Raw genomic sequence first — 20,414 nt, 5'->3', positions numbered from 1 at the left:
CAAACCATGGAGATGCCCTTACTCCTTCTCGGATAAGCGTACAGGTCATAACAAAGCACCAAAATTGAAGTATTGCTTTAAATGGAGGTAAACTTACTTGAATAAGGGTTTACTACTGCATATCAATCTGATCGTATGTATTAAGATTTACACATAGGAATAATTCATACATTAGATTTTTGTCTTGAATATCTGATCAGAAGAAATCTAATATACAAGGTTGTAAGACGTCTATGACTGTTAGCCTGTTCTCTATCATAGGGAATATTTTCTATTAAATTTTTAAAGCAGTTTCTAGCGTTGTTTTATCTCAATTTTGACCGTTTTTGAACGTTCTGTCGTCTCTATTTTTTCGCTAAAATGATTGCATTCCGGAATGTTATATGCTAAGCTTTTAACACAATATATCGTAAAACTATCAGGAAACAAATACTATATATAGTGTTTTTATGACATTTAAGTAACCGATTTCGTGTTAGAAAATTGAGATTGTTGAGAACCCAAAAGGATCAAGAATTCTATCCTCACGAGATACAGCGGTTTTTTATTTTTGCATGATAATTATTAAAATTAATAGATATTCATTTTTTACTAGGATCTGTTTCATGTCCTGCGAAAAAGGTTAATGACAGGAGCGTATCTCTTACTAGATCGCTGAACAGGATTTAGAAGCAGTTAAAGGGAGGATTATAGATGATCATTGAATTGACATCGAATAAAGAGAAACTTATAGAAGTAATTGATAATGCTGCGCAAGGACTAGCTATTCACACAGAAGCATACAAGCAAAAAGCGTTTAAAACCATACATGAGGATACACCAATTGAAAAAGCAATTGATATGCTTGTTAAAAATGCATTGGAAAATATTGATGAATCTGAACCAGAATGGACATATCTAGCAAGCCGTATTTATTTACAAGAACTGTATCGTCAAGCAGGTGAGAATCGTCAATATGATGGACATGCAAAGTATGGCGATTTCTACGCATTATTAAACATGCTTACGGATAAAAAGATTTATAAGCCTACATTACTTGATACGTATACAAAAGAAGAGATTGATTATTTTGCACAACAAATAAACGCAGCAAAGGATTTATCATTTACATATCTAGGATTATATACGTTAGCAACTCGTTACCTTGCAACGGATCATGATAAGAACGTTTTTGAACTTCCGCAAGAACGTTGGATGGTTATTGCAATGACGTTAATGCAACACGAGGATAAGGCACATCGTACGGAACATGTCTTGGAAGCTTATTGGGCACTAAGCAATCTCTATATGACAGTTGCTACACCGACACTTGCGAACGCAGGTAAGACTCATGGCCAACTTTCAAGCTGTTTTATTGATACAGTAGATGATAGCTTACAATCAATTTACGACAGTAACACAGACATTGCTAAGCTATCGAAAAACGGTGGTGGAATTGGCGTATATATGGGTAAGATTCGTAGCCGCGGTAGCTCTATTAAAGGATTTAAAGGTATGTCGAGTGGTGTTGTCCCATGGATTAAACAATTAAACAATACAGCAGTAAATGTGGATCAGCTAGGAACCAGAAAAGGTGCAATTGCTGTATATTTAGATGTTTGGCATCGTGATATTGAAGCATTCCTTGATCTTAAGCTAAATAATGGGGATGATCGCATGCGTGCCCATGATATCTTTACAGGTGTAACACTTCCAGACCTATTTATGGAACAGGTAGAAAAACGTGAAGACTGGTATTTATTTGATCCACATGAAGTTCGGCAAGTAATGGGCTATTCATTAGAGGACTTTTATGATGAAGCAAAAGGAAACGGTACGTGGCGTGAAAAATATCGAGAATGTGTGGAATCCGATCAGTTAACAAAGCGAAAAATACCAGCGATCGATATTATGAAGCGCATTATGAAGTCACAGCTTGAATCAGGTACACCATTTATGTTTTACCGTGATGAAGTAAATCGTCAGAACAGTAATAGTCATAATGGAATGATCTATTGTTCTAATCTATGTACAGAAATTACACAAAACCAATCTCCATCTGAATTTATGGAGGAATTTCTTGAAGGTGAGAGCACGATCGTCAAGAAATATCAATCAGGAGATTATGTGGTTTGTAATTTAAGTTCGATTAATTTGGGTAAGGCTGTTCCAGACGAAATATTAGAACGGTTAATTAAAATTCAAGTGCGTATGTTAGATAATGTGATAGATATCAATAATTTACCGATTATGCAGGCGCAGTTAACGAACAAAAAATACCGTGCTATCGGACTTGGAACATTTGGTTGGCACCATTTATTAGCAAGAAAGAATTTGCAATGGGAAACCGATGAAGCAGTAAACTATGCGAATGATTTATACGAAAAAATTGCTTTCTTGACAATTAAGTCCAGCATGGAATTAAGTAAAGAAAAAGGAAGCTATCCAGCGTACGAAGGCAGTAAGTGGAGCTCAGGAGAATATTTTGATTTGAAGGGTTATCATAAAGGCGAGTGGCTAACATTAAAAGAAGCTGTTAAAGAACACGGTATGCGTAACGGCTATTTAATGGCAGTTGCACCGAACTCAACAACAGCAATGATTGCTGGCTCAACAGCTAGTATTGACCCAATCTTCAAGCCGTTCTATAACGAAGAGAAGAAGGATTTTAAAATTCCTGTCACTGCACCAGATTTAACGCATGAGACATATAATGTATATCGACGTTCTGCTTATATTGTGGATCAGCGTTGGTCTGTAAAACAAAATGCTGCAAGACAAAAGCATATTGATCAAAGTCTATCATTTAATTTTTATGTTCCGAATACGATTAGAGCTTCCGTGTTACTGGACCTTCATTTACAAGCTTGGAGAGAGGGCTTAAAAACTACCTATTACGTTCGATCCACCTCAAGTGAAGTTGAGGAATGTGAGTGGTGTCAAAGTTGAGGGCGTTAATTGCGTACTTGACATATAGTGGTAATACACAAGAAGTAGCTACGATTATTGAAGATGCCTTAAATCAGGAAGGGTTTACTACGGCGGTTCACCGAATTGGAATTGACCCGCCGATACGTCCGTCCGAATATGATATACTATTTATCGGCACCTTTACTTGGGATAAAGGAAGTACACCAGAGGAAGTAAAAGATTTTATACTGGAAGTAGGCTATAAACCAAGTAATGTTGCCATATTTGGAACGGGAGATACACAGTTTGGCGGAGACGACTTATTTTGTAGAGCAGTTGATAAATTAAGTCATTTTTATAACAGTCCATGGCAGGGGTTGAAGGTTGAACAATCCCCACGTGGTTTACAAGAATCAAAAGTGAAAGACTGGGTGGAAGGAGTACTGCATCATGTCAAAAGTCATGCTTGAAAAAGCGAAAACATTAGAGCCACTAAATCCAAATAAGTCCACGGGGATTTTTGGAGGTAAATCAAGTGGTATTCTGAATTGGAATGATATTGCTTATCCACACTGGTATAAAATGTACAAGCGACTTGTCGGAAATTATTGGCAAGCAGATGAAGTGAATATGCAGAGCGATATCAAACAATTTCCTTCTTTATCAGAAGAAGAACAAGATGCATATCTAAAAATTATTGGATTGTTATCAACATTAGATGCACCACAAACGAGAACAGCATTATTACTATCTTTATATGCAACAGATCCATCGGTTCAATCGATTATGGCAGTAATCGCACAGCAGGAAGCTGTGCATAATGAAAGTTATTCCTATGTTCTATCCTCTGTTGTCTCACTAGACGAACAGAATAAGTCCTTTCAATTAGGAAGAAAGGATCCCATTTTACTTAAACGTAATGAAAATCTAATTAAGCAATATAACGCATTTGTTGAAGAGCCATCGATTGAAAATATTTTAAAAACGATGGTCTATACATCGCTATTAGAAGGGATGTTCTTCTATTCCGGCTTTGCATTTTTCTATAATCTAGCACGCCATAATAAGATGGTTGGAACTTCTACGATGATCAGTTATATTAATAGGGATGAGTTAGAGCATGGTCGATTTATTTCGGAGCTATTCCGTGCGACATTAGCTGAAAATCCAGAATATAACACGGAATCATTTACACAATGGGTATATGATCACTTCAAAGAGTCCGTAGAATTAGAGATTGAATGGTCTAACTATGTATTAGGTAATGTAGAAGGCATTGATTTAGATGAAATGGCAGGTTATATAAAATATCGTGCAAATAAAATGCTTCGTATGATGGGGTTACAAGATATTTATCCAGATCACTTGGATAATCCACTAAAATGGATTAGAGCTTATGTGGATAATTTTGATGGAACAAAAACAGATTTCTTTGAACAGAAATCACGTCAATATACTAAGACAAGTGACCTAAACGGATTTGATGATTTATAAAAAAGAAATCGACGATATCGCCGATTCCTCAAGCTGTCGAGAAATTCGACAGCTTATTTTATAAGTTAAGAAAGTATAAAATAGTGCAATGACTGCGTTAAGCCAAGTAGTTATTTTGAAATGTTTGATGTCTATTGGTAATGCTCCGACTAATTACTTCGCTTTCGGCGGGCACGGCCTCAACTAACTTTGCAAAGAAGAACACGTTGCAAAGTGGATTTTCGGCTCGCGCTAATCCCGCAGGAGTCTACGTAATTAGTCTCCGCTATGAGAAGGTGCACCAATTCTTGTCATAAGTAATAGGTTGACTTTTTTTTACAATGGGTAAGTGAAAATCGCTATCCGTGAGTATAAAAGCAGCTGTGTTACTTCATGCTAGCGTTGTAGAGCCTGATAATAGCGAAGGGCGGCCACTTCAACTCCTGTGGGAAATGTTTGACCTGAAGATCCACTTTTTTGAGCGGGTTTTGCTAAAAAAGTTAGCTGAAGGACAAACCCCACGGAAAGGGAAGTGGGCAGCCGGAGTGGTGGTCAAGCAGTAGCTATTTTCCATAATAGCTACTAGAGGAAGCGTAAATCGGAGCATTTAGTGATAAGGACTGAGCGAATTTTGCTCAGTTTTTCTTAATGCGTGTGCTAGATATAGAGCAAAAGTAGCTGCACCTATTAGAAACCTACTGCTTCTAGAGGCAGGGTATTTTGTTTGGTTTTTTCCGCATATAACTGGCAGTAAGCCCCCAATTTCAAGCAATAAAGAGAACTAAGTGGGGGATAAAAACACCCACTAATTGAAGTTTTACTTTATTCGTCTAAGCTAATCATTTCCCCCGTTACTGCATCTACTACATAGCTACATTCAATTTTACCGCATAACATATACCTACCTTTTTGATAGACGTAGACAGGTGAGATCTCAAGGTAGCTACGGAGCTTTTCGGATGCTTCTCCCTTTGAAATAACAGGCATTTCTGCTTCTTTAAAATCACGAAGGACATCGAGCAATTGACGATTGTCCATATAATTAAGAGGCTTTAATGTTTTTGAATCCATAATAACCTTTATCTTAGGACCGATGATACGAAAATCTTGCTTTACTGGATGCAAGATTGCAAATAGGTAGTTGTGTTCCTGTTGAATGGTAGTTAGTTTCCATTGGCCATTGTCATCTGGTAACTCTTGCTGTAGTAGACGACTCACTTCTGTAATAATTCTAGTTTGTTCATCTTTGGAAATAGATCTTTTTCTATCAATCTCTTTATTATTGCTCAATGCCTCAGACTCGGAAATTTCTGGTGACAGATCGATTTTTTCTAGAGATATGGTAGAAGCGGAACTAGTATGGCTCCATGTGATAGGTTCAACGCTATTACAATAAATGATGGATTTTTCCACTTGATCATAGGAAATCGTCTCTCCTCCATTATTGGTAAGGAAGAACATAGATGTCCCGTATACGGAAATCCATTTTTGTTCATTCTCCACTGGAATTTCCATCAACTTGCAATGATCTAGAGCAATGGGTTCAACGATTTCCGACGTTAAAGCAAAGGGTTCCCACTGAACTTGATCCTCTGTAGGAAAGCTCCCATGGATAGAAAAGAGTGTAAGTTGTCCTTGCTCATTAAAGGTTATATCGATGTTCCCACCTGGATAGACGGGAATATTGTCTACAGCAGATCGGAAATGCATTTCATTTTTTGATTCCTCGACTAATTGAAACTGTCTACCATATTCTAGACCCGTCATTTCCTCAACCCATTCAATGATTTGTTCACTGGTTTGGTGAATGACAGTTAACGCCTCTGCATGAGCATAAGATATATCATTAACAAAGATTATTTTTTTGATTCGTTCACTATGAAGGTCTACATCAACAACGGCTGTTCCTGGAGGATTTAAGCCTTCTTCTGTTTCCGCTGCTTCATTAGGAAACCATTCCATGGTTAACTCATAGGATACGCCTTCATTAGGATTTTCTTCTTTAACAAAGCTGTGTCTTTTTAAATAATATTTATCTAGTCCCAATTCATCTGCTGTAACGTCAATCAATTTTTGTACTCGCTTATGCATATAGATACCCTCACTTTATTTCAGTTTGACATTAAATAGATAGTTCCTTTTATCTCGTTTATAACTGGCAGGAAGCCCCTACTTTATAACTTTGCCTATAGTATATCATTCCTTTAGGAACGAATTCACATATTACAAAATGATATAATGAGCAAAAATCAAAAAATCGAATTTTCCACTTTACATTAACGTAACGTCAAGGTTTATAGTGAAGTTGAGGAGGAAGGAATATGCAAATAAAAAAAGTCGCAAAGCAATTAAATACTACTCCGAGAGCAATTCGCTTTTATGAGGAGAAGGGATTAATTAAGCCTGCAAAGTTAGACAACAATGAGTATCGCAGCTTTTCTGAAGAAGATATTGCCCGATTAAGTACGATATTAGCTCTTCGAGAAATCGGATTTAGCGTTAGTGAGATATCCCACGTTCTAAACGAAGAACAGCGAAGCATTTCGCAGTATCTAAACATACAACGATCTGCTCTCTATGAAAAATGGCTCGAAATGAAGGATATGATTCATACGATCGATCAAATGCTAGATCGTACATCGGATGATTATGATAATATGCAAGCAATCTATCAATTAGCGACTCATTTAAAAAATTTAAAGGAAATTCGTCGAAATTGGCAAGACAAATGGAATTTTGATAGTCAAGCTAAGGATTATGATTCTAGTATCAAGATGCATGGCTATCGCTTTAATGTACATCAGGACTATGATAAGGCGTTAACAAAAGTAGTTGAAACCATCCAGCTAGAAGCTGGCAATACGTGCCTAGATATTGGAATTGGTACAGGAAATCTCGGTGCAAAGTTTTTACCCAAAGGAATAAACGTCATTGGCATTGATCAGTCCGAAAACATGTTACATGTTTGTAAACAAAAGCACCCAGCCATAGAAATACGTAAAGGACACTTTTTAGCCTTGCCGTTGATGGATCAGCAAGTAGATGGGATTGTTTCCAGCTATGCACTACATCATATTACTGACGAAGAAAAAATACTAGCATTACAGGAAATGGATCGAGTATTAAAAGCAGGTGGGCAAATTTGTATAGCTGATTTAATGTTTATTAATGAACGACAACGTAAGCAAGTTATGAAATATTTTCAGGATGCGGGCAATAAAGAGGCAATTTACGCCATAAAAGATGAATATTATGCGGATCGCTCTATCCTAATAGAATGGTTAAAAGAACATAACTATGATGTAAAAGCATATCCGTTTAATGATATTTTAAGCATGATTTATGCCCAAAAGACAGCTTGTGGTGATAAAGCATGAATAATACGCCAGCAGTTAGATTGGATTTCTTTCAAGATAAATATCTCGCTGATTTAACTTACTACCATTTATCAACAGATCAATTAATGTATACCGCACATCCTAAGGAAGCATTGGCTAAAGAAGCTTTCGAAGCAAGAAGACATGGGATTGTCATTCTGTTTCAACACCATGTTGCAGGTTTTTTTGTACTAGAGGATGGAGAAAGTCTTAAAATGTATAGTGATAACCAACAGGCATTACTGCTTTGCTCGTATTCCATTGCGTACAAGATGCAAGGGAGAGGAATTGCAAAACAATCACTTCTACAGTTACCTGCTTTTCTAAATTGCCACTTTCCGAAAAAAAATGAGGTTGTCCTTGGAGTAAACCATCAAAATATAATAGCACAACACGTTTATCAACAATGTGGATTTGTAGATAGTGGGAAAAGGATTATTGGGAAAAAAGGAGAACAATATGTACTACAATTAAACGTAATGGAAGCTATCCACTAATAACAGACAGCTTCCATTACGTTATTCTTGCACATAGTTTTTTAATCCATCGGTAACTGCTTCGGCTACGTTCGTTTCAAATGATTCACTTTGAATCTTGGCTAGATCATTTGGGTTTGTAATAAAACCAAGCTCCAGTAAAATAGATGGCGCATGATTTGTTCGTAGGACACGGTAGTTTTTCTGGAGTATCCCACGGTCTTTCATATCAATAGAAGCTGTTAGTGATGTATGCACATTTTCTGCTAATCGAAGATCATTTTTCTTAGAATAATAGAAGGTATTTAAGCCACTAACAGAAGAATCAGGAAATGCATTATAATGAATGCTAATAAATGCGTTGGTCTTGTTAGAATGACTTAATTCAACTCTTCGATCTAATGATATATACGTATCCTTTGATCTTGTAGTCAGTACCGTTGCCCCAGCTTCACGTAGCTTATCAGCAATTTTCTGAGCGGTCGTAAATGTTATATTTTTTTCGTATACATTCTTCAAGCCCATTGCCCCTGAATCTTTCCCGCCATGTCCTGGATCTAGCATGATATGATAACCATCAAGCGGTTTTGTCGCTGATGTTATACTTGATGTTTGCTGGTCTGGTGCTTTGATTGTGTGGGCGGATACACTCGCGCTTGTAGCTTCTTGAACTGGGGTATCCGTATGCCAGGAAGCTATCCAACCGTTTTGTCCATTATTTACTTCTATTTGATGCCATTCACCCTTGGTTTCTATTAGTCTATAGCTTTTTCCAGCTGGTAATGTTCCAATACTAGAATAGCTAGAGCCAGGACCTGAGCGAATATGCGTGTTCTTTGTTACTACTTTTATTTTTTCTTCTTCTGTTTCTTTCGCTTCACTTACTTGTCCAATATTATGCAAATAATGCCCTGCTACCCATGCCTCCTTCCCATCATAAAATGTTTTAATCCATCCATATTTTTCCTCGAAGGCGACTAATTGATCACCAGCTTGTAGCTTACCGATGATTTCTGCTTGGTCTGATGGTTCACTTCTAACATTTAGCAATGTTTCTCCTACTTCAAAAAGCTCTCGAGTATCTGCTTGACTTTCATTAGGAAAAAAAAGCATAGATACAAAGATAACGACAAAGCTACTAACAATATAATAGATAAACCGCATAGCAATCTCCTCTTAATAGTAATTTAATGTAATAACAGTATGTACAAGGAGATAACTAATTAAACTATGTTTCTGAAAAATAAACTATGAAGTACTAGATTGCTAGATGGGTAGCAGGAATTAACACAAAAAATACCTCTATCCAGCATATAACTGGCAGTAGGACCCCCACCTCAAGCAATAAGGTGGAACCAATATAGATAAGTGGGGTATCGACTGCCAGTAAATGTCCGATTGGTTCAATGGTCTTTAGGTCATACCCTTGTGGTACTAACCATCAGTGGGGGGATAAACAAAACCCTGATAGGAGTTTCACTTTATCTAAAATAATCAACTGTCAAGATACTAATCTTATCTTTGTATTTGTTTTAGGGTTTGTTATAATGGTGTTTTACTATTACATGTGGAAGAGAGGGCTTCTATGAAAAAGTCTTCGGGAGATCGTAACGTTCATTATTAAACTTTTTAAGGAATTTGGAAAAAATGAGGGGATATCGTTGTTTTATTTTTGGTTACAAACTGCATATACACCTTTTCCAGTTACGGATATACTGATACCAGTGATGGTAGCTATCATGGCAACCATTGTTATGTCGATTGTTTATAAAAATAAGCCAAAAATTGATCGTGGTAGAGTGATTATCTATTTTCAGCTTAGTTACCGAAGAAAGTTAATTCGCAGCCTTTGGACGTTTCCTATTCATATAGCAATTATTTTACTGGCCATCTATATTACTCATATGCGGCCGACTGTCGAAATTCTAGTTTTTATCGCTTTTCTAACTGGCAACTGTTTGCAAATTGGCTATAACTATTGCATGTATAAAAAGACAGAGGCTTAACCTACAGTAAAAAAACAACAGCTAACAAAAGCCGTTGTCATAAGTGTTACATAACTTTATCCCGCATATGGCAGTAAGCCCCCACCTCAAGTAATAAAGTTAAATGGGGGTTTTTGTCTTACTCTCTTTCTGATAGCAGACAGCTGTCGTTTATTAATGTATACCAATTCAATCTATGTGAATGAGCGTTGAAGCAGCAGTCAGTGCAACTTGATCATTAACAATGTCTCCAGGTCGTCTTGCTTGGCCAATCACGTAATCTTTTAGTGTCATTCCATAAAATTCACAGATATAATTGAATTGCTGAATAAGCGGTAGTCCCTTTACTCGTGGATGATCACCGCCAACAATTATTAGATAAACATTTTTCTCTTTTAATGCGGCACGAAAATGTGAATAGCTGTCGTCTCTTAAAATTTGTGACCAACGATCAATAAAGGTTTTCATTGGACCAGACATCCCATACCAGTAAATTGGTGTAGAGAAAACAAGCGTATCGTGCTCTAACAGTTGATCGATTAACTGTGTATGATCATCCTCAACTACTGGAAATCCTTCTGGTGCATGACGTTTATCAATAATTGGTTGAATATCATGATCGCGTAAATAAATATGGGTTCCTTTCTCTTTAGGAACTGCTTGATACGTTAAATATTCCGTATTTCCATTAACTCGAGTGGAACCATGAAATACAGCAATTTTCATGTATTATCCTCCCTATGAAAGATTTTTCAGGATGAATGAAGCCGTATTTAGCAAAAGACTGTAGTGTTTTTACCATCTTAACAGGCATAATCCTATGGATACCTTGGACGGTAAGGAATCCTAAAAACTCATGAAATTTTTCCTTTTCTTAAATTGTATTCTTCAGCAGGTATTTTAGAAGTGAGAGAAGAATCTTATTTATAGATAAAATAAATGATTTAGCTAAAGGAGCTATTCCAAAGATGATATATAGAAAGAAAACATACAAATTGAAAAAGGGCAACGTTGAAGCTTTTAATAACTTCTTTCATGAATATTTGCTTCCGAATCAGCTTATACCTATGGGGCAAACCTTGTTGGCAGATGGGTAAATCAATCAAACGATGAAATAACAGCTATGTGGGCATATAATAATATGGAGGAATATGAGCGTATCGAAGCGAACATTAGAGCAAGTGACTTACATAAAATGGGACAGAAAAAAAGAAAAGAATTGGGGGATATCATTATAGATAGTCGTCAGGAATTCTTAACTTCTACAGGAAACGATCAATATCCTAAGCATATAGTTTCTGTTAGTGGTTATATAACGAATGATCAGGGGGAAGTTCTACTAGTACGTAATATGGATCGTGCAGATACCATGGAGATACCAGGAGGACAAGTGGAAGAAGAGGAGTCATTATTAGAAGCGGTACATCGAGAAATTAAGGAAGAAACAGGAGCTATCGTCCAGATGGATGGTATAACTGGAATTTATCAGAATGTTACCAAGGGAATCATAAATATTGTATTTAGAGGAAAATACATATCTGGTGACTTACGCACGCAAGAAGAGGAAACAACAGAAGTGTGCTTTAGAAAATTAACAGCTACGAATACATCTCAATATATTACACGAGAGCATTTTTTAGATAGGGTATTAGATGCAATGCATCCAACCTACATCCCATATGAAGCATTCGAAATAAGACCGCATCACATACTTCATCAGCTGAGACCTAGTATAAAGCAAGAACAGTAATAAAGAATGTAGGTGAGCCACAGTTGAAGATTCCAAGTAAGATACGTATCATTGGTTCTGTAGGTAGTGGGAAGACGACGTTAGCTAAGTTGCTGGCGAAACAGCTTCGTATAACCTACTATGAATTGGACAATGTCGTGTGGTATAGAAGGAAGACAGGGGATATAAAAAGAACAATCGAAGAACGTAAGAAGATACTTTCAAGCATATGTCAATAATTTGCTTGGATTAATGAAGGTGTTCATCGTGATAATTTGGTAATTCCTAGTATTAAACACGTAGATCTTATTATCATATTGGATACGAATAAACATGTTCGGTCGTTTCGAATTTGTAAAAGATTCCTAAGGCAGAAGTTAGGCATCGAACCTGCCAATTATCAACCTACACTTTCTATATTTATCAGTATGTTGCAGTGGAATAGACAATTTGAGCAGAAAAGACAGGATATTTGCAATATGTTGAGCAGCTATAACGATAAACAGGTCATTTATAACTAACAAACAGGCATTAAAAACCTATTTGAGTACTTTAAGGGTGAATCACGAATGAAAAAAATAATCGTTTTCATCGTATTACTGATCGTTTCCATATATACATTATTTCTAACCTCTTGGACTGGTTCCTACCTGATGCTCGAGCATAATTGGCAAAATAAGACGATATTTACACCTGAGGATGTATCAGACCCAAGAGATATATACTTTATCGATCAATGGCTATATGCGTTTACCATTCAGCCTATTACTAGCACGATATTTATAATAGCTAGTATTGTAGTGGTTAGTATGATTATATTTCACTTTAGAAAACGAAGGAAAAAGAAGAAACAGGATGAGGTTTAACATGAAGGATTGAAAAGAGGCAGCGGATTGCTTTTTTTGTAAGTTAAGAAAGTATAAAATCAGTGCAATGACTGCGTTAAGCCAAGTAGTTATTATGAAATGTTTGATGTATATTGGCAATGCTCCGACGAATTACTTCGCTTTCGGCGGGCACGGCCTCAACTAACTTTGCAAAGAAGAACACGTTGCAAAGTGGATTTTCGGCTCGCGCAATTCCCGCAGGAGTCTACGTAATTAGTCTCCGCTATGAGAAGGTGCAACAATTCTTGTTATAAGTAATAGGTTGACTTTTTTTACAATGGGTAAAGTGAAAATCGCTATCCGTGAGTATAAAAGCAGCTGTGTTACTTCATGCTAGCGTTGTAGAGCCTGATAATAGCGAAGGGCGGCCACTTCAACTCCTGTGGGAAATGTTTGACCTGAAGATCCACTTTTTTGAGCGGGTTTTGCTAAAAAAGTTAGCTGAAGGACAAACCCCACGGAAAGGGAAGTGGGCAGCCGGAGTGGTGGTCAAGCAGTAGCTATTATTCCATAATAGCTACTAGAGGAAGCGTAAATCTGAGCATGTAAGGATAAGGACTGAGCGAATTTTGCTCCGTTTTTTTTAGTGATTTACTACCTGCTGCTAGCAAGCCCCCACTGATTGAAGTTTTACTTTGGTAAGCTGTAAACGAATCGAGAAACTGATTAACGTAGTAATAAAAAGCTGGAATTAAAGGAGGGAGCGATCTTCCCCCTCCTTTAAATAATATAGGTTTAAGCACGTATCCATTTCCATATTTCTGCAGGTGTAGCATTTTTACCATACATTAATATACCAACTTTAAATATCTTTCCAGCTAGTTTCATAAAGAACCAGACGCTGATGATTAGAATCGTCAATGAAATGGCAATTTCCATCCATGGCCATTCTTCTAAACTAGTTAATCGTAGTAAGAGAACCCCTGGAGAAGTAAAGGGAATATAAGAACCAATCTGAGCCATGAATCCATTTGGATCACTTAAGACCGGACCAATGAAAATGAATGGCAGAAATGGAAGCATCATGACCATTCCCTGAAAATTACCGGCAGTAGAAACGTCTGCCATCGTAGCTCCAACACCTACAAAAATAGAGGCGAAGAGAAGGTAGCCTAAGATGGCAATAGCGATATAAAAGGCTAGTTCAGGTACTAATAAATACTGCAAAATGGATATATCTACACGCCAAGCAATGATAGGCAACACAAGTGTAATGGAAACCACAGCCTGAATGAGACCCAGAACGAAATAGCCAATAATCTTTCCTTGCATAAGGTCTGCTGGTGTTAATGATGAAAGAATAATCTCTGCAATCTTATCTTTCTTTTCCTGTGACGCACTTTGGAATATCGCCATACCTGTAAATACAATGGATAGCATGATAAATCCAGCGAACGCACCTGGTACAATTCGTTTCAGCGGGTCAGCTCCAGCTTCTTCTTCATTTACAGTTTCTTGCGCTTCTTTAGATGCAATCGCTTCAACAGAAACTCCACGTGAAAGGGTCGCAAGTTCTTCCTCAGTTAAACCAAGCTGCTTCATCTGCATCGTTTGTAATGGACCTGCCACAATTTGTGCCTGGTTGATAAAGTAAGGGGGTATTTCTTCAGAAGTGTAGGCTCGAATAACACCCTCTTCTAGTGAACGTTGATCAATAAATAAGTAAGCAGTATCATCTGTATCTTCTAATTCTTTGTTTACTTCTTCTTCGCTTAAATCCGATTGCTTTAACTCCCAAGGGAGATCATTTGTTTTAACCGTATCCTCGATGGCAGAAAATAATTGAAGCTGATCATTTATAAAAACGGTTGTCAGCTCTTGTGTTTCCTCTGTATCAGACCCTCCAAAGGTATTTCCGAGTAGCATAAAACCAATTATGAGAACTGGTGTTAGAAACATGCCAATAATAAATGTCTTGTTTTTTAGATTTCGTTTGATCTCCCATTTGGCTACCTTCATGGTATTACGCATGCTCCACACCTTCTTCGTGTAATAGATTTTTGTCTGTTGCAATATCAATAAAAATTTCATGGAGCGATATGCGATTCAGCGTAAGTTCCTGAATGTTAATATGGTTCGGAAGCTGTCTTAGCCATGTTGTGGGCTGCACGTCCTTACTAAGGTAAATGATACTGCGGTCATCTTCCTGTTCGACGCGTTGTACATTAGGAAGTTGTGCTAAATCTTGTTTGTTATTTTTGCCGTGTATCGTACATTTAAAGTTAGCATATTCCATTTTTACATCTGTCATTTCACCATAAATAACTTTTTGTCCGCGATGAATCATAAATAATCGATCTGCCATTTCCTCAACAAGATTCATTTGATGTGAGGATAATAATATGGCGGTACCATTCTGAGCGAGATTCCTAATTTCCTGCTTAAATAGCTCCTGACTGACAGGGTCAAGACCAGAAAACGGTTCATCTAAAATCAATAATTCTGGCTCATGAATAATGGAGGCAATAAATTGCACTTTTTGCCCCATCCCTTTGGATAACTCTTCCACATTAACCTTCTCTTTACCCTCTAGATCAAACTTTTTAAGGTAATCGAGTGCCCGTTGTTTCGCCTTATCTAGTGGATAGTCTTTTAATTCGGCTAAATATAGTAAAATATCCATTACCTTAACATTTTTATAGAGACCGCGCTCTTCTGGTAAATAACCAATTTTATGTCTTGGAATAGTAGCTCCTTTACTATGATGAAATGTAATGGATCCCTCATCTGGATACATGATTCCCATGATGTTACGAATGGTTGTTGATTTTCCTGCTCCATTAGGACCAAGAATAGCCATTATTTCCCCTTGTTTTACTTCAAAAGAAATATTGGAAATAATCTGCTTCCCTTTAAAGGATTTCCCTAAGCTTTTGACAGTAAGCATTGTGTTCAAGTCGACATCGTCCTTTCATTATTCAACTAATAATGTAATTATTTCTTCTAAATCTAAGCGTGCTTGAGAAGAGCTTTTTATATGTTGATTATGGAAATATGCCTCTGTATCATCTGGGTTATTCGAAATGATTTGGTTATTGGTTCGCAGTAATTCTCCAGGTATCCTTTCTTCAGGTAACGTATCGGATAACCAGTAGCGTTTAAACATATTATTTAATGCCTCTTTTTCATATGTTCCAACCCATTCTCCTCTTTTTAATACGCATAAGTAATCAGCAAGTTTCATAATATCTGAAGATTGATGGCTGGTCATAACGATTGCTCGATCTCCTCGTTCCATCCATGCTACGATCATATCCAGAAATACTTGCTTTGCAGGGATATCCATAAATGTTGTTGGCTCATCAAGCAGCAATAAAGGTGTGTTTTTCGGTAAGGTTAACGCAAGACATAACTTCTGTTGTGAGCCAGGAGATAAGTGAATAAACTTTTTATCTAGGGAAATATCGAAACGTTTCACCATTTCTTCAAATAAGTGTTCATCCCAGTTTGGATAGTAAGGGGCAATAAATTTCTTAAGTGTTCTACCTGAGAAAGCATTCCAGCCAATTATTGGCTGTGGTTGGTAGCTTACGGTTGTCTTCCAACCCTCATCTGGACCATGGACAAATTTATTTAACACTTTAATGTTTCCTTTATCAGGCTTTACTAGATTCATAATTAACTTTAATATGGTGCTTTTTCCTGATCCGTTATTACCAACTAATGCTGTTATTGTTCCGGGTTCCAGCGTTAAATTTATAGGTCCAAGATGGAATGAATCTAAGCCTTTTTCTAGGTTGGAAATTTCCATTATTCCATTCAACTGTTATCATCCTTTCTAGTATGTGATTCCATCACTTCAGTAAAGATCTCCTTTATTTGATCTATCGTATAGTCATAGCTAAGTGCTGTATCAACTGCATTTTCAATCGTTTGGTACACCTCTGAAACCTTAACCTGCTGCTTCAGTGCGTCTTCAATTTCAGCTACAAAGGTTCCTTTCCCTTGGGATGTACGAATAAACCCTTGGTATTCTAAGTTTTGATAGGCTCTTCGAATGGTGATAACACTTGTCTCCAGATCTTTGGATAGTGAGCGAATAGATGGTAAGGGAGCCCCTTCCGGTAACTGTCCACCTGCAATTAATGCCTTCAGTTGATTTTCGATTTGATGATATATTGGTTCACGAGATGACTTGGAAAGACGTATTGGCAATTCCACTTTAATTACTCCTTTCCAATTTTATATATAATCCAGTTTATTCATTATCTTTTTCATATAAATTTGATGAGCTTGGAGAGCAGCGCCAGCCAATCCGATAGACAGTATGGATGCAAGAAAAGGCCATTTTTTGGCAATAACGATAGACCAATATACGAAGCCATGATCAGTAAAAAAATAGATACCTAGAAAAGCAATGAACATCAAAAATAACACCATGATAGCAATAATAATGGTACCAATCGTTGTTGCAGCAAAGCCTCTTTCTCCTGCATCACTCATTGGAAATAACGTTCCAACATAAACAGCTGTCGACAACCAAATGACGGAGAAAGCAATATATGCGCTGATAGATAGCATTTCGTTTATAGGGGATACATAATAAAACAGTATCAAAAAGATAACTTGCCAAGGTAGTGAATAACAAAAATAGATTATAAATCTACTCTTAATAAGCACATCCTGCTTAATAGGTAATTGGAGTTGCATGATTAAGGTAGGTGACACTAAAACATCTAAAGCCTGCTTTTGACTTTGAAACACCTTTGGTTTTGCCCAAAATCCTCCCATGAAAAAAAGGAAAATGAAGAAGAAATCATATCCCATAAAGTCATTATCTATGTAAGATTCTAGAGATGTGGCAAGAAAGGATAAGATAAACATTAAAAAGATAAAATAAAAGAAAAAGCCTTTTATCGAATGAGTTAATTCTAGTTTTGCTACTTGGTAAGCTTGCTTCCATTCCTTCATAGTAAACCCTCCTTACACTGTTATGCTGTGTATGTGTTTATATACAGTATATAGGATTAAGGTAGGGTGTCAAGAATAAATTTCCATCCTACATGAAATGGTAATAAAGTTATGAACTAAATGTGAAATAGTGAGCAAAGTGATTTAAATTTAAATGAATCATGGTAAACTATAGGTGTAGTAAGAAATACACAAGTTTTTGTGAAATAGTGAGCATTTGAAAAGGAGATGAAAGTAATGATCATGAATTTTATTCGCAATCATAAAGTGGCAGCAGGAATATTGGCAATCATACGTATTTATATTGGCTATGAATGGCTAACTGCCGGATATGGAAAAATAACTGGCGGTGGATTTGATGCTAGTGGGTTTTTACAAGGTGCAATAGCAAGTGCAGGTGGTGAACACCCTGCAGTTCAAGGTTGGTGGGCTGTATTTCTAGAAAAAGTTGCACTTCCAAATGCAGAACTATTCACATTTCTTGTGATGTGGGGAGAATTATTAGTAGGTATTGCATTGATATTAGGAATTTTCACCAACTTCGCTGCTTTAATGGGAATAACAATGAATTTTGCCTTCTTATTTAGCGGAACAGTCAGCACAAATGCGCAAATGGTATTACTAACGACATTCTTACTTGTAGCTGGTTATAACGCTGGCAGATATGGATTGGATCGCTGGGTTATCCCATTTTTAAAAAATCATAAACCGACTGGCAAAAAAACAAACATGAAAGTGGCATAGTATTTAACCGATTTGATAGTTAAGCTTCTGAGCAAATAGATGTTAGATATGAAGTGGTTAATAATATAAAAAATGACAATCGTAAGTGAGCTGTCTTTAAAGGGCAGCTCACTTTTATTTTTGCCTAGGAAATTATAAAATGTGCCCCTAACACGATTATAACCACCCTTCTTCGTGTTATAATTGCGAGTCTCGTATATGTTCTTAATTATGGTATATATTGGTATAATTGTCAGCGTCCTTATGGTGGGAGTGAGGGTGGATAACTTAGCTATACACGATTTTATTGCTAGGACATACGTCATTTAAAAGTAATAAAGGGGGCTATTATTAGTAGTTACCTATCGTTTTCATCAATTTATGCTACTCTGATGTTTAAGGTGTCTAACAAAAGTGAATGATGATACTAAACATCCTTGAAGGGAGCGTAAGGGTATGAAAAGGACGTATGCTATACTAATTTTCGGATTGGTATTACTACTTCTAGCAGCGTGTAATCCAAATAATGAGGAGCAGCAAGGTAACGTCGATAAAAATAATGAACAAGATCAACAAAATGAAGATAGTCCAACTGTAGGGAATCCAGATAATGCAACTGCAGAGGAAGAGGTTCTCGTTTCATTAAAAGATAAAGATGATCATGTTGTTGCAACAGCGACACTAAAGCAAGTGAAATCGGGTGTTCATATAAAACTTAACGGAGAAAACTTACCACCTGGAACACATGGCTTTCATATTCATGAAACAGGATCCTGTCAACCGCCAGATTTTAAGTCGGCAGGGGGACATTTTAATCCTGGTCAAACTAAGCATGGAAAGAAGCACCCAGAAGGTCCTCATGCAGGCGATCTACCGAATATTGAAGTTGGGGAAGATGGTACCGTAAACACAGAAACAACAGCCGAATTGGTTACGCTGAAAAAAGGGAAAGATAATTCGCTTTATAAAGAGGGAGGAACAGCTTTAGTAATCCATGCTGGTGCAGATGATTATATATCTCAGCCATCAGGAGATGCAGGAGACCGTATAGCCTGTGGTGTAATAGCTGAATAGATCCAATGTGCCCGAGCGAGATAGCTCGGGCATTTTTCATGGCATAAGCAATCATTCATATTCTTTCAGCGTTCTTTGATATAATAAGGTTATCTAAAATTTACCATGCTGTAGGTGAGTATATGGAATCCATTTTTCTTTTTTCCTTCATTATATTAGTTGCTTCTATATTGCAAACGAGTACCGGATTTGGCTTTTCTATTATTGCTACACCTCTTTTGTTATTAATCTTTGAACCTAGAGAAGCAATCCAAATAAACTTAGTTATTTCATTAATTATCTCATGTGCACTAATCTATAAAATTAGACACGATGTAGATTTAGGTATTGTAAAAAGATTTGGATGGGGAAGTGTGTTTGGTTTACCTGTTGGTACAGTAATTTTTCTGCTAATTGATGTGGAGGTCTTGACGCTTATAATTAGTGTAACTATATTACTCTTAACCATATTATTAATGATGCGATTTCGTCTGAAACAAACAAATCATCGCGATTATATAGCTGGCGGATTTTCCGGAGCGTTTACAACAAGTATTGGTATGCCAGGCCCCCCCATTTTATTATATTTTTCGAGTACGAATACATCGAAGGAGACGCTGCGGGCAACAACGCTAGCATTTTACCTATTTATTTACATGATTAGCTTAATTATACAGGTTGTTGCTGCTGGAACGTCAAAGCAAATTTGGATAGCAAGTGCGTGGTCACTTCCGCTCGTGGTAATAGGGCTAATTACTGGTCAAATTCTTTTTAAAAGGATTAATCGAGCATTATTCCAAAAGTTAACATATGGGCTATTGTTGTTTACAGGAATATATTTATTAATCGAACAATTATAAATCGTTGTGAGTGTTAACTAGTCAACAAGAAGTTATCATATAATTAAAACG

General features: G+C 36.8%; 22 protein-coding genes. 14 read left to right on the top strand and 8 right to left on the bottom strand.

Annotated elements, in window-relative coordinates; all coding sequences use genetic code 11:
- The first annotated feature begins 693 nt into the window (after positions 1–693).
- From JUJ52_RS07950 to JUJ52_RS07935, 4 genes are all read left to right on the top strand, one after another.
- The gene (locus tag JUJ52_RS07950; RefSeq protein WP_205389180.1) at positions 694–2,928 is read left to right on the top strand and encodes a ribonucleoside-diphosphate reductase subunit alpha; all 2,235 of its coding nucleotides are present in this window, start codon (positions 694–696) and stop codon (positions 2,926–2,928) included.
- On the top strand, positions 2,913–3,359 hold the full coding sequence (locus JUJ52_RS07945) for a flavodoxin (protein WP_026683061.1): 447 nt from the start codon (positions 2,913–2,915) through the stop codon (positions 3,357–3,359). The genes JUJ52_RS07950 and JUJ52_RS07945 overlap by 16 nt, the downstream gene beginning before the upstream one ends.
- Positions 3,340–4,383: a ribonucleotide-diphosphate reductase subunit beta gene (locus JUJ52_RS07940; protein WP_026683060.1), complete on the top strand. Its 1,044-nt coding sequence runs from the start codon at positions 3,340–3,342 to the stop codon at positions 4,381–4,383. Before JUJ52_RS07945 ends, JUJ52_RS07940 begins: the two co-directional genes overlap by 20 nt.
- Positions 4,384–4,727: 344 nt before the next feature.
- Complete coding sequence (locus JUJ52_RS07935; RefSeq protein ID WP_121603754.1) at positions 4,728–4,925, top strand: hypothetical protein; 198 nt, start codon at positions 4,728–4,730, stop codon at positions 4,923–4,925.
- A 259-nt stretch (positions 4,926–5,184) separates the two neighbouring features.
- On the opposite strand, the gene JUJ52_RS07930 is transcribed toward JUJ52_RS07935, so the two are convergent.
- Positions 5,185–6,453, bottom strand: coding sequence for a hypothetical protein (locus tag JUJ52_RS07930; RefSeq protein ID WP_205389179.1), 1,269 nt, complete (start codon positions 6,451–6,453; stop codon positions 5,185–5,187).
- A gap of 230 nt (positions 6,454–6,683) precedes the next feature.
- Here JUJ52_RS07930 and JUJ52_RS07925 point away from each other — a divergent pair, with 230 nt between their 5' ends.
- Positions 6,684–7,739, top strand: coding sequence for a MerR family transcriptional regulator (locus JUJ52_RS07925; RefSeq protein ID WP_205389178.1), 1,056 nt, complete (start codon positions 6,684–6,686; stop codon positions 7,737–7,739).
- Entirely contained in the window at positions 7,736–8,236 is a 501-nt protein-coding gene (locus JUJ52_RS07920) for a GNAT family N-acetyltransferase (RefSeq protein WP_205389177.1), read from the top strand. Before JUJ52_RS07925 ends, JUJ52_RS07920 begins: the two co-directional genes overlap by 4 nt.
- Before the next feature lie 21 nt (positions 8,237–8,257).
- On the opposite strand, the gene JUJ52_RS07915 is transcribed toward JUJ52_RS07920, so the two are convergent.
- On the bottom strand, positions 8,258–9,379 hold the full coding sequence (locus JUJ52_RS07915; protein WP_205389176.1) for an N-acetylmuramoyl-L-alanine amidase family protein: 1,122 nt from the start codon (positions 9,377–9,379) through the stop codon (positions 8,258–8,260).
- A 497-nt stretch (positions 9,380–9,876) separates the two neighbouring features.
- Here JUJ52_RS07915 and JUJ52_RS07910 point away from each other — a divergent pair, with 497 nt between their 5' ends.
- Positions 9,877–10,221 (top strand): hypothetical protein, encoded by a 345-nt coding sequence (locus JUJ52_RS07910; RefSeq protein WP_026682975.1) that lies wholly within the window; start codon positions 9,877–9,879, stop codon positions 10,219–10,221.
- Between the two features lie 168 nt (positions 10,222–10,389).
- Here the strand turns inward: JUJ52_RS07910 and JUJ52_RS07905 are convergent, their stop codons facing one another.
- Positions 10,390–10,926, bottom strand: coding sequence for a flavodoxin family protein (locus JUJ52_RS07905; protein ID WP_205389175.1), 537 nt, complete (start codon positions 10,924–10,926; stop codon positions 10,390–10,392).
- A 397-nt stretch (positions 10,927–11,323) separates the two neighbouring features.
- On the opposite strand from JUJ52_RS07905, the gene JUJ52_RS07900 reads away from it, so the two are divergent.
- The 4 genes from JUJ52_RS07900 to JUJ52_RS07885 all read left to right on the top strand — a co-directional run bounded on the left by JUJ52_RS07900 (position 11,324) and on the right by JUJ52_RS07885 (position 13,316).
- The gene (locus JUJ52_RS07900; protein WP_226983568.1) at positions 11,324–11,950 is read left to right on the top strand and encodes an NUDIX hydrolase; all 627 of its coding nucleotides are present in this window, start codon (positions 11,324–11,326) and stop codon (positions 11,948–11,950) included.
- Positions 11,951–11,973: 23 nt separating this feature from the next.
- A complete protein-coding gene (locus tag JUJ52_RS07895) occupies positions 11,974–12,168 on the top strand; it encodes a shikimate kinase (protein ID WP_226983567.1) in 195 nt (64 codons plus the stop codon).
- Between the two features lie 330 nt (positions 12,169–12,498).
- Positions 12,499–12,795, top strand: coding sequence for a DUF4306 domain-containing protein (locus JUJ52_RS07890; RefSeq protein ID WP_205389174.1), 297 nt, complete (start codon positions 12,499–12,501; stop codon positions 12,793–12,795).
- Positions 12,796–13,118: 323 nt separating this feature from the next.
- Positions 13,119–13,316 (top strand): hypothetical protein, encoded by a 198-nt coding sequence (locus JUJ52_RS07885; RefSeq protein WP_121603754.1) that lies wholly within the window; start codon positions 13,119–13,121, stop codon positions 13,314–13,316.
- A gap of 235 nt (positions 13,317–13,551) precedes the next feature.
- On the opposite strand, the gene JUJ52_RS07880 is transcribed toward JUJ52_RS07885, so the two are convergent.
- The 5 genes from JUJ52_RS07880 to JUJ52_RS07860 are packed head-to-tail and all read right to left on the bottom strand — an operon-like array spanning position 13,552 to position 17,727.
- A complete protein-coding gene (locus JUJ52_RS07880) occupies positions 13,552–14,787 on the bottom strand; it encodes an ABC transporter permease (RefSeq protein WP_166530633.1) in 1,236 nt (411 codons plus the stop codon).
- The gene (locus JUJ52_RS07875) at positions 14,780–15,712 is read right to left on the bottom strand and encodes an ABC transporter ATP-binding protein (protein ID WP_205389172.1); all 933 of its coding nucleotides are present in this window, start codon (positions 15,710–15,712) and stop codon (positions 14,780–14,782) included. Before JUJ52_RS07875 ends, JUJ52_RS07880 begins: the two co-directional genes overlap by 8 nt.
- A gap of 18 nt (positions 15,713–15,730) precedes the next feature.
- On the bottom strand, positions 15,731–16,579 hold the full coding sequence (locus tag JUJ52_RS07870; protein WP_026682969.1) for an ATP-binding cassette domain-containing protein: 849 nt from the start codon (positions 16,577–16,579) through the stop codon (positions 15,731–15,733).
- Positions 16,576–16,977: a GntR family transcriptional regulator gene (locus tag JUJ52_RS07865; RefSeq protein WP_026682968.1), complete on the bottom strand. Its 402-nt coding sequence runs from the start codon at positions 16,975–16,977 to the stop codon at positions 16,576–16,578. The genes JUJ52_RS07870 and JUJ52_RS07865 overlap by 4 nt, the downstream gene beginning before the upstream one ends.
- Before the next feature lie 21 nt (positions 16,978–16,998).
- Complete coding sequence (locus tag JUJ52_RS07860) at positions 16,999–17,727, bottom strand: hypothetical protein (protein WP_205389168.1); 729 nt, start codon at positions 17,725–17,727, stop codon at positions 16,999–17,001.
- 237 nt (positions 17,728–17,964) lie between these two features.
- Here JUJ52_RS07860 and JUJ52_RS07855 point away from each other — a divergent pair, with 237 nt between their 5' ends.
- The 3 genes from JUJ52_RS07855 to JUJ52_RS07845 all read left to right on the top strand — a co-directional run bounded on the left by JUJ52_RS07855 (position 17,965) and on the right by JUJ52_RS07845 (position 20,363).
- Complete coding sequence (locus tag JUJ52_RS07855; protein ID WP_166530630.1) at positions 17,965–18,471, top strand: DoxX family protein; 507 nt, start codon at positions 17,965–17,967, stop codon at positions 18,469–18,471.
- A gap of 435 nt (positions 18,472–18,906) precedes the next feature.
- The gene (locus JUJ52_RS07850; RefSeq protein WP_205389166.1) at positions 18,907–19,524 is read left to right on the top strand and encodes a superoxide dismutase family protein; all 618 of its coding nucleotides are present in this window, start codon (positions 18,907–18,909) and stop codon (positions 19,522–19,524) included.
- 122 nt (positions 19,525–19,646) lie between these two features.
- A complete protein-coding gene (locus tag JUJ52_RS07845; RefSeq protein ID WP_205389164.1) occupies positions 19,647–20,363 on the top strand; it encodes a sulfite exporter TauE/SafE family protein in 717 nt (238 codons plus the stop codon).
- The last annotated feature ends 51 nt before the right edge of the window (positions 20,364–20,414 follow it).

Origin of the sequence: Virgibacillus sp. AGTR (assembly GCF_016919725.2) — a bacterium.
GTDB lineage: Bacteria > Bacillota > Bacilli > Bacillales > Amphibacillaceae > Virgibacillus > Virgibacillus salarius.
This window is presented reverse-complemented; position numbering and strand designations above follow the sequence as displayed.

Bases quoted from the DNA above. Each gene is read 5' to 3' on its own strand.
- JUJ52_RS07860 (WP_205389168.1), bottom strand. From the start codon at position 17,727: ATGAAGGAATGGAAGCAAGCTTACCAAGTAGCAAAACTAGAATTAACT.
- JUJ52_RS07880 (WP_166530633.1), bottom strand. From the start codon at position 14,787: ATGCGTAATACCATGAAGGTAGCCAAATGGGAGATCAAACGAAATCTA.
- JUJ52_RS07900 (WP_226983568.1), top strand. From the start codon at position 11,324: ATGTGGGCATATAATAATATGGAGGAATATGAGCGTATCGAAGCGAAC.
- JUJ52_RS07915 (WP_205389176.1), bottom strand. From the start codon at position 9,379: ATGCGGTTTATCTATTATATTGTTAGTAGCTTTGTCGTTATCTTTGTA.
- JUJ52_RS07940 (WP_026683060.1), top strand. From the start codon at position 3,340: ATGTCAAAAGTCATGCTTGAAAAAGCGAAAACATTAGAGCCACTAAAT.
- JUJ52_RS07950 (WP_205389180.1), top strand. From the start codon at position 694: ATGATCATTGAATTGACATCGAATAAAGAGAAACTTATAGAAGTAATT.
- JUJ52_RS07890 (WP_205389174.1), top strand. From the start codon at position 12,499: ATGAAAAAAATAATCGTTTTCATCGTATTACTGATCGTTTCCATATAT.
- JUJ52_RS07855 (WP_166530630.1), top strand. From the start codon at position 17,965: ATGATCATGAATTTTATTCGCAATCATAAAGTGGCAGCAGGAATATTG.
- JUJ52_RS07920 (WP_205389177.1), top strand. From the start codon at position 7,736: ATGAATAATACGCCAGCAGTTAGATTGGATTTCTTTCAAGATAAATAT.
- JUJ52_RS07925 (WP_205389178.1), top strand. From the start codon at position 6,684: ATGCAAATAAAAAAAGTCGCAAAGCAATTAAATACTACTCCGAGAGCA.
- JUJ52_RS07845 (WP_205389164.1), top strand. From the start codon at position 19,647: ATGGAATCCATTTTTCTTTTTTCCTTCATTATATTAGTTGCTTCTATA.
- JUJ52_RS07930 (WP_205389179.1), bottom strand. From the start codon at position 6,453: ATGCATAAGCGAGTACAAAAATTGATTGACGTTACAGCAGATGAATTG.
- JUJ52_RS07905 (WP_205389175.1), bottom strand. From the start codon at position 10,926: ATGAAAATTGCTGTATTTCATGGTTCCACTCGAGTTAATGGAAATACG.
- JUJ52_RS07850 (WP_205389166.1), top strand. From the start codon at position 18,907: ATGAAAAGGACGTATGCTATACTAATTTTCGGATTGGTATTACTACTT.